General features: G+C 62.3%; 11 protein-coding genes. 9 read left to right on the forward strand and 2 right to left on the reverse strand.

What is annotated here, in order from left to right; genetic code table 11:
- Positions 1 to 77 precede the first annotated feature (77 nt).
- Both C9422_RS20795 and C9422_RS20800 read right to left on the reverse strand, forming a co-directional pair.
- Positions 78 to 1,565 (reverse strand): gamma-aminobutyraldehyde dehydrogenase, encoded by a 1,488-nt coding sequence (locus C9422_RS20795; protein WP_116581967.1) that lies wholly within the window; start codon positions 1,563 to 1,565, stop codon positions 78 to 80.
- 102 nt (positions 1,566 to 1,667) lie between these two features.
- Positions 1,668 to 2,582, reverse strand: coding sequence for a LysR family transcriptional regulator (locus C9422_RS20800; protein WP_007975056.1), 915 nt, complete (start codon positions 2,580 to 2,582; stop codon positions 1,668 to 1,670).
- Positions 2,583 to 2,765: 183 nt separating this feature from the next.
- Between C9422_RS20800 and C9422_RS20805 the strand changes: the two genes are divergently transcribed.
- From C9422_RS20805 to prfB, 9 genes are all read left to right on the forward strand, one after another.
- Entirely contained in the window at positions 2,766 to 3,458 is a 693-nt protein-coding gene (locus tag C9422_RS20805; protein ID WP_116581968.1) for a tellurite resistance TerB family protein, read from the forward strand.
- A gap of 310 nt (positions 3,459 to 3,768) precedes the next feature.
- A complete protein-coding gene (locus C9422_RS20810; protein WP_116581969.1) occupies positions 3,769 to 5,391 on the forward strand; it encodes a methyl-accepting chemotaxis protein in 1,623 nt (540 codons plus the stop codon).
- Entirely contained in the window at positions 5,391 to 5,927 is a 537-nt protein-coding gene (locus tag C9422_RS20815; RefSeq protein ID WP_116581970.1) for a chemotaxis protein CheW, read from the forward strand. The genes C9422_RS20810 and C9422_RS20815 overlap by 1 nt, the downstream gene beginning before the upstream one ends.
- A complete protein-coding gene (locus C9422_RS20820) occupies positions 5,924 to 7,195 on the forward strand; it encodes a protein-glutamate O-methyltransferase CheR (protein WP_116581971.1) in 1,272 nt (423 codons plus the stop codon). The genes C9422_RS20815 and C9422_RS20820 overlap by 4 nt, the downstream gene beginning before the upstream one ends.
- Entirely contained in the window at positions 7,192 to 7,872 is a 681-nt protein-coding gene (locus tag C9422_RS20825; RefSeq protein WP_116581972.1) for a chemotaxis protein CheW, read from the forward strand. Before C9422_RS20820 ends, C9422_RS20825 begins: the two co-directional genes overlap by 4 nt.
- On the forward strand, positions 7,869 to 10,163 hold the full coding sequence (locus C9422_RS20830) for a hybrid sensor histidine kinase/response regulator (protein WP_116581973.1): 2,295 nt from the start codon (positions 7,869 to 7,871) through the stop codon (positions 10,161 to 10,163). Before C9422_RS20825 ends, C9422_RS20830 begins: the two co-directional genes overlap by 4 nt.
- Positions 10,160 to 11,170, forward strand: coding sequence for a chemotaxis response regulator protein-glutamate methylesterase (locus C9422_RS20835; protein WP_116581974.1), 1,011 nt, complete (start codon positions 10,160 to 10,162; stop codon positions 11,168 to 11,170). Before C9422_RS20830 ends, C9422_RS20835 begins: the two co-directional genes overlap by 4 nt.
- A 48-nt stretch (positions 11,171 to 11,218) precedes the next feature.
- Entirely contained in the window at positions 11,219 to 12,220 is a 1,002-nt protein-coding gene (locus tag C9422_RS20840) for a PleD family two-component system response regulator (protein WP_116581975.1), read from the forward strand.
- A gap of 547 nt (positions 12,221 to 12,767) precedes the next feature.
- Positions 12,768 to 13,863, forward strand: a protein-coding gene (prfB, locus tag C9422_RS20860) for a peptide chain release factor 2 (RefSeq protein WP_095965010.1) whose coding sequence is annotated in 2 segments (ribosomal slippage) — positions 12,768 to 12,839 and positions 12,841 to 13,863 — 1,095 coding nt in all. Because the reading frame shifts where the segments join, the coding sequence is not laid out codon by codon here.
- The last annotated feature ends 79 nt before the right edge of the window (positions 13,864 to 13,942 follow it).

Consider the following 13,942-nt stretch of genomic DNA (forward strand, 5'->3'; position numbering starts at 1 on the left):
CCCTCTACTTTAATTATGGTCGGGGCAGTGTTTTGAACGTGGTGAAGCATGCCGTTGGTGGCTTGTTATTAGCGTAGTCAGAGATGCTCGCCATGGCGGGCCATGATGTGCCGCACCACGCTGTAGTCCTGAAGCGAATCGCTGGACAGGTCCTTGCCGTAGCCCGAACGCTTCAGGCCGCCATGGGGCATTTCGCTGACCAGCATGAAATGGCTGTTGATCCAGGTGCAGCCGTACTGCAGGCGCGCCGCGACCTGCATGGCCTTGTCGAGGTTCTGGGTCCAGACCGACGACGCCAGGCCGTATTCCGAATCGTTGGCCCAGTCCACCGCTTGTTCCAGTTCATCGAAACGGGTCACGGTGACCACCGGTCCGAACACTTCGCGCTGCACGATCTCATCGCTTTGCTTGCAGCCGGCCAACAGGGTCGGCTGGTAATAGAAGCCGGCGCCGGAATGCACGGCCGCGCCGGTCACCCGCTCGATGTGTGGCTGGCCGAGGGCGCGTTCGACAAAGCTGGCCACGCGGTCGCGCTGGCGGGTGCTGATCAGCGGGCCGATTTCGTTGTCGGCGTCGCGTTTGCCGGCGAAGCGCAGGCTGCTGACGGCCGCGCCGAGCTCGGCCACCAGACGGTCGTGAATCCCGGCCTGGGCATAAATGCGGCAAGCGGCGGTGCAATCCTGGCCGGCGTTGTAGTAGCCGTAGGTGCGCACACCTTCGACCACGGCCTGAATGTCGGCATCGTTGCAGACGATCACCGGAGCCTTGCCGCCGAGTTCGAGGTGGGTACGCTTGAGGGTTTTCGATGCGGCCTGGAGGATTTTCTGCCCGGTGACGATATCGCCGGTCAGCGACACCATGCGCACTTTAGGGTGGCTCACCAGGTGGCTGCCGACGCCTTCGCCACCCCCGCAAACGATGTTGATCACACCCCGTGGCAGGATCTCGGCCAGCGCGGGTGCCAGGGCCAGGATCGACAGCGGCGTATGTTCCGACGGCTTGAACACCAGGGTGTTGCCGGCGGCGAGGGCCGGGGCGATTTTCCACGCGGCCATCATGATCGGGTAGTTCCACGGCGCAATCGATGCCACCACCCCGATAGGATCGCGGCGCACCATGCTGGTGTAGCCCGGCAGGTATTCGCCGCTGAGCTGGCCGGTCTGGCATCGCACGGCGCCGGCGAAGAAGCGGAACACGTCGACCGTGGCACTCAGGTCATCCTGACGGGCCAGGTGCAGCGGCTTGCCGCAGTTCATGGATTCGAGGCGGGCCAGCAGGTCGGCGTTTTTTTCGATGGCGTTGGCGATGTCCAGCAACAGGTTCGAACGTTGCTGTGGCGTGGTCCGTGACCAACCGGCAAAGGCGCGGTGGGCGGCGAGGATCGCGGCTTCGACTTGCTCGGTGCTGGCTTCGGCGATCTGTGTGATGACTTCGCCGGTGGCCGGGTTGAGAATCGGCTCGACGCAGCCTTGACCGGCGACTAATTCACCATCGATCAACAATGCGGTGAACAACGGGGTCTGCGCGCCGGCCATTTTTCGGGTTCTCTTTTCTTGTGTGGCCATGGTGTTCCCAGTGGTTGGGACCCGGCCGTCTTATATAGATGTAACAAGACTAGTTCGCGGGCCCGAGGACAACAAATACTAAATACTGAAGGTGGCGTTCGATTAAATAGATGGCTTGCGCCCGCCATGGGGTTGTTCGCGAGCGACCGTCAGGAACGGGTCCACCAGCGCCGGCCGCGCCGTGCCGCGACGCCAGGCGAGGCCGACATCCAGGGTCTGGCTGAGGTCGGCAATCGGCCGTGCTTCGATGATGTCGCCCTCCAGTGACCACGGGCGATAGGTCATGTCGGGCTGGATGGATACGCCCAATCCGGCGGCCACCAGGCTTCGCACCGCTTCGGTCGAGGCCGTGCGCAGGGTGATGCGCGGTTGCAGCGAGGCTGCCGACCACATGCGTTGGGCGTTGCGGTCCATTTCGTCGACGTTCAATTGAATCAATGGCTCGCGGGCCACATCGGCGAGGTTGATGCTGTCGTGTTCCAGCAAGGGATGCTGGGCCGGCAGCCATAGCCGGTGCGGCGAGTGGGTCAGCACTTCGGTCTGCAGAGCGTGACGGTCTTCGAGGTTGGAGAGGATCAGCACGCCGACATCGATCTCGCCGCTGACCAGCAAATGCTCGATGTACGGGCGCTCGTCTTCCATCACGCGTATTTCCACGTTGGGGTAGGCGCGCTGGAAACGGGTGAGCAAGTCCGCCAGGTAATAACCGGCCACCAGGCTGGTCACGCCGACGATCAATTGCCCGGCGACCTGGTCGGTGCTCTGTTGCAGGCTGCGCTTGGCGTTGTCCACGGTGGCCAGGATCAAGTGCGCCTGGCGCAGGAATTGATGGCCCTGGTGGGTCAGGGTCATGCCCTTGGCGTGGCGGCTGAACAGGCTGACGCCGATTTCCTCCTCCAGTTGCTGGATGGCCAGGGTCAGGGTCGACTGGGAAATGAACGCGGTTTGTGCGGCGGCGGAGATCGAACCGGTCTCGGCCACAGCGATGAAATGGCGGATCTGACGCAAGGTCATCATGGGGGAAGCACCCGGTGGGCTGTGTTTATCGATTTATTGGAGTGTATATCTTTTTTTTCGATGGTCAGCGCCAGGTGGCCTGGCGATGCAACATCTGGAAGCACTCTCGCCCACGGGGCGTCGGCACTTTCGATCTAGGCTGGTGCCCTTGGTTTCAGGTTAAACGTCCTGTGGAGGCAGCAAATGAACACCCGTGGATTGCTCGATCAACTACTCAGGTCCGGCCAGGACCTGCTGCAGAACAAGGCCGGTGGCTCACAGCAAAAGGGCGCGAGCGGTGGCACCGGTGCCCTCGGTGGTTTGCTCTCAGGCGCGAGCGGCGGGGCATTGGCGGCAGGCGCCATGGGCTTGCTGCTCGGCAGCAAGAAGGCCCGCAAGGTCGGCGGCAAGGTGGCGGTCTACGGCGGCCTTGCCGCGTTGGGCGTGCTGGCCTACAAGGCCTACGGCAACTGGCAGGCCCAGCAGGGCACAGCGCCGGAAACCGAACCGCAAACCCTCGACCGCTTGCCTGCCGCGCAAGTCGAGCAGCACAGCCAGGCGATTCTCAAGGCGCTGGTGGCCGCGGCCAAGGCTGACGGGCATGTCGACGAACGTGAGCGCGCACTGATCGAGGGCGAGTTCATCAAGCTCGACAATGACCAGGAGCTGCAACACTGGCTGCATGCCGAACTCAACAAACCGCTGGACCCCAGCGACGTCGCCCGTGCCGCGCGCACGCCGGAGACCGCCGCCGAGATGTACATCGCGAGTGTGATGATGGTCGACGAGGAGAACTTCATGGAGAAGTCCTACCTGGATGAACTGGCGCGGCAACTCAAGCTGGAGCCGGGGTTGAAGGCTGAACTGGAGAAGCAGGTGCGCCAGGCTTCGATGTAATTGTGGGAGCTGGCTTGCCAGCGAAGGCGGTCATTCAGTCAGTAATCGGTTGTCTGACACGACGCCTTCGCTGGCAAGCCAGCTCCCACAGGTCCTCGTTTTCAGTCGCGCCACATCCCCAATGGCCGATCCATCGCCCGATTCTACCCAATCACCCCTAACACCCCTTCCCTCAATTAGCGGACAGTCCCACCCAGAGCCCATCCCGCCTTTTTTCAACGGGATGAGAGGTGGCGTGCATCCGTCTTATAAATGAAACACCGCCCTCGGCTATACTCCCCGCATTTCGAATCAGGCCTGAGGATTGACTGTGAAGAACTGGACATTGCGCCAACGCATTTTGGCGAGTTTTGCGGTCATTATCGCCATCATGTTGTTGATGGTGGTCGTCTCGTATTCGCGGTTGCTGAAGATCGAAAGCAGTGAAGCGAGCGTACGTGAAGACGCGCTTCCCGGGCTGTATTACAGCTCCATGGTTCGCAGCGCCTGGGTGGACAGTTACCTTCGGGCCCAGGAAATTCTTGGATTCAGTGAAGGGCAGGGGTTGAGTGCTGAACAGGCGGAGAACTTCAATACCTTCGAAACCCGTCTGCAAGCGCAGATGAAGAACTACAGCGACACGGTCACCACGGATGAAGACAAGGTCGAGTACGCCGCCTTCATAAAGCTTCACGACGACTACAGCAAAGTCCTGGCTGCGGTGCTCGACCTGCACAAGCGCAATCAGGCCGTCGAAGCGATCCGCTTGTTCAACGAACAATTGACCCCGGCCTGGACCGCGGGGCGCATGAAACTCAACGACATCATCAGCGAAAACAAAGGAGTGGCGGACCGGGATATCGCGGCCATCGACGATGCGGTACTCACCGCAAAAGTGATCATGGGCATTTCCCTGGTGATCGCCGTGCTGGCTGCCGGTCTCTGCGGCCTGCTGTTGATGCGCGCAATCATGGCGCCGATGAACCGTATCGTGCAGATCCTCGAAGTCATGCGTACGGGCGATCTCAGCCGCCGTCTCAACCTGGAGCGCAAGGACGAGTTCGGTGCGGTAGAGACCGGTTTCAACGACATGATGGCCGAGCTCACTTCACTGGTGTCCCAGGCACAGCGCTCGTCGGTGCAGGTGACCACGTCGGTCACCGAGATTGCCGCCACCTCCAAGCAGCAACAGGCCACTGCCACGGAAACCGCCGCCACCACCACGGAAATCGGCGCGACCTCCCGTGAAATCGCCGCCACCTCGCGGGATCTGGTACGCACCATGACCGAGGTTTCCACCGCTGCCGATCAGGCTTCCGTGGCTGCCGGCTCCGGGCAGCAGGGCCTGGCGCGCATGGAGGAAACCATGCATTCGGTGATGGGCGCGGCCGATCTGGTCAATGCCAAGCTGGCGATCCTCAACGAGAAGGCCGGCAACATCAATCAGGTGGTGGTGACCATCGTCAAGGTGGCCGACCAGACCAACCTGCTGTCGCTCAACGCCGCCATCGAGGCCGAGAAGGCCGGTGAGTACGGGCGCGGTTTTGCCGTGGTCGCCACCGAAGTACGGCGCCTGGCGGACCAGACGGCAGTGGCCACCTACGACATCGAGCAAATGGTGCGCGAGATCCAGTCGGCGGTCTCGGCCGGGGTCATGGGCATGGACAAGTTTTCCGAAGAAGTGCGTCGCGGCATGTCCGAGGTGCAGCAGGTCGGCGAGCAGTTGTCGCAGATCATCCATCAGGTCCAGGCGCTGGCGCCGCGGGTACTGATGGTCAACGAAGGGATGCAGGCCCAAGCTACCGGTGCCGAGCAGATCAACCATGCGTTGGTGCAGTTGGGTGATGCCAGCAGCCAGACGGTCGAGTCTCTGCGCCAGGCCAGTTTCGCCATCGATGAACTGAGCCAGGTGGCCGTCGGGCTGCGCAGCGGCGTTTCGCGATTCAAAGTCTGATGAGCGAAATCACGGCCAAGCGCTCTGCCGTGAAGCAGGCGCTGCATGCATTGTTTCTGGTGTTTCGCATCGGCAGCGAGCGCTATGCCTTGAAGGCTGTCGAAGTGGCTGAAGTGCTGCCGCGTCTGCCGTTAAAGCCCATTGCCCATGCCCCCGCCTGGGTCGCCGGGGTGTTTGCCTATCGGGGCGCCGTGGTGCCGGTGATCGACTTGAGTGCACTGACGTTTGGTGCACCGGCACAGGCCCGTACCAGCACCCGACTGGTGTTGGTCAACTACCGCCCGGATGAAGCCGGCGAGACACAACTGCTCGGGCTGATTCTGGAGCAGGCGACCGACACCTTGCGCTGCGATCCGGCGGACTTCCAGCCCTACGGCCTGGACAATCGCCAGGCGCCTTACCTGGGGCCGGTGCGCAAGGACGAGCAAGGTTTGCTGCAATGGGTACGGGTCAGTGATCTGCTGAACGATCAGGTGCGCGCCTTGTTGTTTCCTTCGCCGCCAATGGATCCGGCGCTGCTGCAGGAGCGGCCATGAACAGCGACCAGCGTTTTTTCGACTTTCTCAAGGAAACCATCGGACTCGACGTGACCTCGGTAGGACCGGCGATCATCGAGCGAGCGGTGCGCCAGCGCAGCATCGTTTCGCAAGCCGTGTCGGCCGATGAATATTGGCGCACCTTGCAGGGGTCACGGGACGAGCAACAGGCGTTGATCGAAGCGGTGATCGTTCCGGAAACCTGGTTCTTCCGCTATCCGGAGTCCTTCGCCACCCTGGCGAAACTGGCGAGCAAGCGTCTGGCTGAAATCAACAACCTGCGCGCACTACGGATTCTCAGCCTGCCGTGTTCCACCGGTGAAGAACCGTACTCAATCGCCATGGCGTTGCTCGATGCCGGGCTCAAGCCGCACCAGTTCAAGGTCGACGGCATGGACGTCAGCCCGTTGTCGGTGGATAAAGCCAGGCGAGCCTTGTACGGCAAGAATTCCTTTCGGGGCGACGACATCGCCTTTCGCGACCGCCATTTCATTGCCGAAGGCGACGGCTATCGCCTGGACCCGCGTGTGCAGGAGCAGGTGCGCTTGCAGGTCGGCAATCTGCTGGACCCGGCCTTGCTGGCCGGTGAGCCGCCATTCGATTTCGTGTTTTGTCGCAACCTGCTGATCTATTTCGACCAGCCGACCCAGAAGCAAGTCTTTGAAGTGCTCAAGCGTCTGACCCATGATGACGGCGTGCTGTTTATCGGCCCGGCCGAAGGCAGTCTGCTGGGGCGTCTGGGGATGCGCTCGATCGGTATCGCGCAGTCCTTCGCCTTCAGTCGACAAGGGACTGCGGAGCCTGTACCCCTGCCGACATTCGTTCCAACCCCCTTGCCTGTGCCGCAACCGTTGCGCAATCGACCAGCAGCGCCGGTGCGCAGCCGTCCGTTCGCCGGTGTCGTGCCGCTGGCGCCTGTGCCGAAAACCTCTGGCACCGATACGGCCGCGCTGCTGGCCAACATCGCCGGGTTGGCCAACGAAGGCAAAAGCGCCGAGGCAAAGGCCGCGTGTGACAGCTATTTGCGCAGTCATGAACCGGTAGCCCAGGTGTTCTACTGGCTGGGACTGCTCAGTGATGTAGCGGGAAATGTCCTGGAAGCCCAGGGCTTTTATCGCAAGGCGTTGTACCTCGAACCGCAACATCCCGAAGCGTTGATGCACCTGGCCGCCTTGCTGCAGGCCCAGGGTGACGCGGCGGGTGCCAGACGATTGCAGGAGCGTGCCGCCCGCAGCGCACGCGCCGCCGACAGTGAGCGTAAACGATGATCGCCTCCGACACCTTAAGCGTCACCCGGGATGCCCAGGCCATCGACGATTGCTGGAACCGCATCGGTATCCACGGCGACAAGTCCTGCCCGTTGCTGGCCGAACATATTCATTGCCGTAATTGTGCGGTGTATTCGGCCGCTGCGACGCGTCTGCTCGATCGTTATGCCTTGCAGCAGGAAGAGCGCGGGCCCGTGTCCGTCGGGGTCGAGAGCGAGGTGAAAACCCGCTCGTTGTTGATGTTCCGTCTGGGGGAAGAGTGGTTGGGCCTGGCCACGCGCAGCCTGGTGGAAGTGTCGCCGTTGCAGACGATTCACTCTTTGCCGCACCAGCGCTCCCGGGCCTTGCTCGGCGTGGCGAATGTGCGCGGCGCGCTGGTCGCCTGCCTGTCGCTGGTGGAGCTGCTCGGGCTCGACGGCACCGGCAATGTGGCACCGGGTGCGCGAGTCATGCCGCGCATGCTGATCATCGCGGCCCACGGCGGGCCGGTGGTGGTGCCGGTGGACGAAGTCGACGGGATTCACGCCATCGACGAGCATGTCCTCGATAGCGCATCGCGCTCGGGGGCCCAGGCCAGCGCCAAATACACTCGTGGCGTGTTGCAATTCAAAGGTCGCAGCCTGCGTTGGCTGGATGAAGAACAGCTGTTGTCCGCCGTGACCCGGAGCCTCACATGACCCCCGAGCAAATGCGCGACGCCTCTTTGCTGGAGCTGTTCAGCCTGGAGGCCGAAGCCCAGACCCAGGTCTTGAGTGCCGGCCTGCTGGCGCTTGAGCGCGATCCGACCCTGGCCGATCAGCTTGAATCGTGCATGCGTGCGGCGCACTCGCTCAAGGGCGCGGCGCGGATCGTGGGCGTCGATGCCGGGGTCAGCGTCGCCCACGTCATGGAGGATTGCCTGGTCAGTGCCCAGGAAGGGCGCCTGTTGCTGCGCCCCGAACACATTGATGCGTTGCTGCAAGGCACCGATCTGCTGATGCGCATCGCCACGCCGGGCAACAACCCGCAGGCCTCGGACATTGAGGCTTACGTATCCTTGATGGCACGCTTGCTGGATCCGACAGCGCCGCTGGTTGTGCCTGCCGAACCGGTCATGGCCGAACGGATTATTTCCGAGCTCATGCTCGAAGCACCTGCGCCCGAGGTCGAGCCGCCGGCGCCTGTCGTCGAGCCGTCTCCGGCGCCAGCCCCGCGCAAGACCAAACGCACCACCGAAAATGGCGAACGTGTGTTGCGCGTCACCGCCGAGCGCCTGAACAGCCTGCTCGATCTGTCGAGCAAATCCCTGGTGGAAACCCAGCGCCTGAAGCCGCACCTGGCGACCATGCAGCGACTCAAGCGCATGCAGAGCAACAGCCTGCGAGCGCTGGAAAATCTCAACGTTCATCTCAAGGATCACGCCTTGAGCCTGGAAGCCCAGGAAGCCCTCGAGGATGCGCGGCGCTTGCTCGCGCAATCCCAGCAGTTGCTCATGGAAAAGAACGCTGAACTCGATGAGTTCGCCTGGCAGGCCAGCCAGCGGGCGCAGGTGTTGTACGACACGGCGCTGGCTTGCCGCATGCGGCCCTTTGCCGATGTGTTGACCGGGCAGGTGCGCATGGTCCGTGATCTGGGGCGCGACCTGGGCAAACAGGTGCGACTGGAGATTGAAGGCGAGAAGACTCAGGTCGATCGCGACGTGCTGGAAAAGCTCGAGGCGCCGCTGACTCACCTGTTGCGCAACGCGGTCGATCACGGCATCGAACTTCCGGAACAACGCCTGCTGGCCGGCAAGCCGGCGGAAGGTTTGATTCGCCTGCGCGCGTCTCATCAGGCCGGTTTGCTGGTGCTTGAATTGAGCGATGACGGTAACGGCGTGGATCTGGAAAAAGTCCGTCGCAGTATCGTTGAACGAAATCTGTCCCCCGCAGAAACCGCCGCGCAGTTGAGCGAGGAAGAACTGCTGACGTTCCTGTTCCTGCCCGGTTTCAGTCTGCGCGACAGGGTCACCGAGGTGTCCGGTCGTGGGGTCGGCCTGGATGCGGTGCAGCACATGGTCCGGCAGTTGCGCGGTGCGGTGGTGCTGGAGCAGACGGCGGGCGAGGGCAGTCGCTTCCATCTTGAAGTGCCGTTGACCCTGTCGGTGGTGCGCAGCCTGGTGGTGGAAGTCGGCGACGAGGCCTATGCCTTTCCGCTGGCGCACATTGAGCGCATGTGTGATCTGGAGCCGGCGGACATCGTGCAGGTCGAAGGTCGCCAGCATTTCTGGCACGAAGGCCGGCATGTCGGGCTGGTGGCGGCCAGCCAGTTGCTGCATCGCCCGGCCAGCCAGAACAGCGGGCAAACCCTGAAAGTCGTGGTGATTCGCGAGCGCGATGCGATCTACGGCGTGGCCGTGGAGCGGTTTATCGGGGAGCGGACATTGGTGGTGCTGCCGCTGGATGAACGTCTGGGCAAAGTGCAGGACATTTCCGCCGGGGCCCTGCTCGACGACGGCTCGGTGGTGCTGATCGTCGACGTCGAAGACATGCTGCGTTCGGTGGAAAAACTGCTCAACACCGGGCGCCTGGAACGCATCGCCCGCCACAGCAATCAGGTGGTCGAGGCAGCCCGCAAGCGAATTCTGGTGGTGGACGATTCCCTGACCGTGCGAGAGTTGCAGCGCAAGCTGTTGCTCAATCGCGGGTACGACGTCGCGGTTGCGGTAGACGGCATGGACGGCTGGAACGCGTTGCGTTCGGAGGATTTCGATCTGCTGATCACCGACATTGATATGCCGCGCATGGACGGCATCGAACTGGTTACGTTGCTGCGTCGGGACAATCGCCTGCAATCGCTGCCGGTGATGGTGGTGTCCTACAAGGATCGTGAGGAGGACCGGCGCCGTGGACTGGATGCCGGTGCCGACTATTATCTAGCCAAGGCCAGTTTTCATGACGACGCCTTGCTCGATGCAGTGGTCGAGCTCATTGGAGGAGCGCGTGCATGAGGATTGCGATCGTCAACGACATGCCCATGGCGGTGGAGGCCCTGCGCCGCGCCCTGGCATTCGAGCGGACACACGAGGTGGTCTGGGTCGCCGGCAATGGCGCCGAAGCGGTGCGCCTGTGCGCGCAGGACACGCCGGACCTGATCCTGATGGACCTGATCATGCCGGTGATGGATGGCGTCGAGGCCACGCGGCGGATCATGGCCGAGAGCCCGTGCGCCATTGTCATCGTCACCGTGGATCGCCAGCAGAACGTGCACCGGGTGTTCGAGGCCATGGGCCACGGTGCGCTGGACGTGGTCGACACCCCGACCGTCGGCGCCGGCAATGCCCAGGAAGCGGCTGCGCCGTTGTTGCGCAAGATCATGAACATCGGCTGGCTGATCGGCGACAAGGGCAATCGCCCGCGCCCGGCGCCGGCACCGTTGCGCAGTTCGGGTTCACGCCAGAGCCTGATCGCCATCGGCTCATCCGCCGGTGGGCCGGCGGCGCTGGAAGTCTTGCTCAAGGGCCTGCCGCGTGATTTCTCCCCGGCCATCGTGCTGGTGCAGCACGTTGACCAGGTGTTTGCCGCCGGCATGGCTGAATGGCTCGGCAGTGCCAGCGGCCTCAACGTGCGCCTGGCCGAGGAAGGCGAGCCGCCGCAAAGCGGCACGGTATTGCTGGCCGGCACCAATCACCATATTCGCTTGCTGAAAAACGGCACGCTGGCCTACACCGCCGAACCGGTCAACGAAATCTACCGGCCCTCCATCGATGTGTTCTTCGAGAGCGTGGCCAGTTACTGGAACGGTGACGCCGTGGGGGTTTTACTCACCGGCATGGGGCGTGATGGCGCCCAGGGGCTTAAACTCATGCGCCAACAGGGCTACCTGACAATCGCACAAGACCAGGGCAGCAGTGCGGTGTACGGCATGCCAAAGGCGGCCGCAGCCATCGACGCTGCCGTGGAGATTCGCCCGCTGGACAAGATAGCGCCACGATTGCTGGAGATTTTCGCCAAATGAGCACTTTTTTCCTCATTCCTGGCTCAGGTAGTACTCAGGTGACCGCACATGAATGAATTACAGCTCGACGACTTCAAGACCGACGAAAACGCCGCCATGGTGTTGCTGGTGGACGATCAGGCCATGATCGGCGAAGCCGTGCGCCGGGGCCTGGCGAACGAAGAGAACATCGATTTCCACTTCTGCGCCGATCCACACCAGGCCATCGCCCACGCGGTGCGCATCAAGCCGACGGTCATCCTGCAGGATCTGGTCATGCCCGGCCTTGACGGTCTGAGCCTGGTGCGCGAATACCGCAATCACCCGGCGACCAAGGACATTCCGATCATCGTCCTGTCGACCAAGGAAGATCCACTGATCAAGAGCGCGGCCTTCGCGGCCGGGGCCAACGATTACCTGGTCAAGCTGCCGGACACCATCGAACTGGTCGCGCGCATCCGCTATCACTCACGGTCCTACATGACCCTGCTGCAACGGGACGCGGCGTACCGCGCGTTGCGGGTCAGCCAGCAGCAACTGCTCGACACCAACCTGGTCCTGCAACGCCTGATGAACTCCGATGGCCTGACCGGGCTGTCGAACCGTCGGCACTTCGACGAGTACATGGAACTGGAGTGGCGCCGCTCGCTACGCGAGCAGAGCCAGTTGTCGTTGCTGATGATCGATGTCGACTACTTCAAGGCCTACAACGACAGCTTTGGCCACCTGGAAGGCGACGAAGCCCTGCGCAAGGTCGCCGCGGCGATCAAGGACGCCAGCGCCCGCCCTTCGGACCTGCCGGCCCGCTACGGAGGCGAAGAATTTGCCCTGGTGCTGCCCAATACCTCCCAGGGCGGCGCGCGGCTTGTCGCCGAGAAGCTGCGCCAGACCGTGGCAGCCTTGAAGATCCCGCATAACTCGCCAGCCGAAGGGTCGAGCCTGACCATCAGCATCGGCCTGTCGACCATCACCCCGAAAGCGGGCAGCAACTGCCGCGACCTGATCCTGGCGGCGGACAAGGGACTGTATTCGGCGAAGAACAACGGACGCAACCAAGTGGGCATCGGGTAAGCACCACGCCCCTGTAGGAGCTGCCGAAGGCTGCGATCTTTTGATTTTGCTTTTTGCAGGCAAGATCAAAAGATCGCAGCCTTCGGCAGCTCCTACAGATCCTGGCGGCGGACAAGGGACTGTATTCGGCGAAGAACAACGGGCGCAACCAAGTGGGCATCGGGTGACCACCACGCGCCTGTAGGAGCTGCCGCAGGCTGCGATCTTTTGATTTTGCTTTTTGCAGGCAAGATCAAAAGATCGCAGCCTGCGGCAGCTTCTACAGATCCTGGCGGCGGACAAGGGACTGTATTCGGCGAAGAACAACGGGCGCACCAAGTGGGCATCGGGTGACCACCACGCCCCTGTAGGAGCTGCCGAAGGCTGCGATCTTTTGATTTTGTTTTTTACAGGCAAGATCAAAAGATCGCAGCCTTCGGCAGCTCCTACAGGTTTTCGTCGCAACCCCCAACCATTCGCCCCTAAAGCCGCCAAGCGGGCTGCCGTGGCAGCTTGATTGCGTTATACTCGCCGGCTTTCAAAAGTTCGCCAACGAGTGCTGCCCGTCATGGAAATCAACCCGATCCTGAACACCATCAAGGACCTGTCCGAGCGCTCCGAAACCATTCGGGGGTATCTTTGACTACGATCAAAAGCATGAGCGTCTGACCGAAGTCAATCGCGAGCTTGAAGATCCGAGTGTCTGGAATAAACCTGAATACGCCCAGGAGTTGGGCCGCGAGCGCGCTGCGCTGGCGCAGATCGTCGATACCCTGGACGAACTGAACACCGGTCTGGCCGATTGCCGCGACCTGCTGGACATGGCTGTCGAAGAAAACGACGAAGGCGCAGTGGACGATGTCGTCGCCGAGCTGGCCCGTCTCGAGGAAAGTCTGGCCAAGCTGGAATTCCGTCGCATGTTCAGCCACGAAATGGACCCGAACAACGCCTACCTGGACATCCAGGCCGGTTCCGGCGGCACCGAAGCCCAGGACTGGGCCAACATCCTGCTGCGCATGTACCTGCGCTGGGCCGACAAACGCGGTTTCGACGCGACCATCATGGAACTGTCCGCCGGTGAAGTCGCCGGGATCAAGGGCGCGACCGTACACATCAAGGGCGAATACGCGTTTGGCTGGTTGCGCACCGAGATCGGCGTGCACCGTCTGGTGCGCAAGAGCCCGTTCGACTCCGGCAACCGTCGCCACACCTCGTTCTCCGCGGTCTTCGTCTCGCCAGAGATCGATGACAAGGTGGAAATCGAAATCAACCCGGCAGACTTGCGGATCGACACCTATCGTTCCTCGGGTGCCGGTGGTCAGCACGTAAACACCACCGACTCGGCCGTACGTATCACCCACGTACCGACCAACACCGTGGTCAGCTGCCAGAACGAACGTTCCCAGCACGCCAACAAGGACACCGCCATGAAAATGCTGCGGGCCAAGTTGTACGAGCAGGAAATGCAGAAGCGCAACGCGGCGTCCCAGGCGCTGGAAGACACCAAGTCCGATATCGGCTGGGGTCATCAGATCCGTTCGTACGTGCTCGATGCCTCGCGGATCAAGGATCTGCGCACCAACATCGAACGCAGCGACTGTGACAAGGTGCTCGATGGCGACATCGACGAATACCTGGAAGCGAGCCTGAAGTCCGGGCTGTAAGTTACTGACACATCGCGATCCCCTGTAGGAGCCGGCTTGCCGGCGATCCCCGGCCGCAGGCCGGGGAAAACGAACCAGA

The organism is Pseudomonas sp. B1(2018), assembly GCF_003097365.1.
Lineage (GTDB): Bacteria > Pseudomonadota > Gammaproteobacteria > Pseudomonadales > Pseudomonadaceae > Aquipseudomonas > Aquipseudomonas laurylsulfatiphila.

Excerpts from the sequence above, each read along its gene's own strand:
- C9422_RS20840 (WP_116581975.1), top strand. The coding sequence starts at position 11,219 with ATGAATGAATTACAGCTCGACGACTTCAAGACCGACGAAAACGCCGCC.
- C9422_RS20830 (WP_116581973.1), top strand. The coding sequence starts at position 7,869 with ATGACCCCCGAGCAAATGCGCGACGCCTCTTTGCTGGAGCTGTTCAGC.
- C9422_RS20835 (WP_116581974.1), top strand. The coding sequence starts at position 10,160 with ATGAGGATTGCGATCGTCAACGACATGCCCATGGCGGTGGAGGCCCTG.
- C9422_RS20795 (WP_116581967.1), bottom strand. The coding sequence starts at position 1,565 with ATGGCCACACAAGAAAAGAGAACCCGAAAAATGGCCGGCGCGCAGACC.
- C9422_RS20805 (WP_116581968.1), top strand. The coding sequence starts at position 2,766 with ATGAACACCCGTGGATTGCTCGATCAACTACTCAGGTCCGGCCAGGAC.
- C9422_RS20815 (WP_116581970.1), top strand. The coding sequence starts at position 5,391 with ATGAGCGAAATCACGGCCAAGCGCTCTGCCGTGAAGCAGGCGCTGCAT.
- C9422_RS20825 (WP_116581972.1), top strand. The coding sequence starts at position 7,192 with ATGATCGCCTCCGACACCTTAAGCGTCACCCGGGATGCCCAGGCCATC.
- C9422_RS20820 (WP_116581971.1), top strand. The coding sequence starts at position 5,924 with ATGAACAGCGACCAGCGTTTTTTCGACTTTCTCAAGGAAACCATCGGA.
- C9422_RS20800 (WP_007975056.1), bottom strand. The coding sequence starts at position 2,582 with ATGATGACCTTGCGTCAGATCCGCCATTTCATCGCTGTGGCCGAGACC.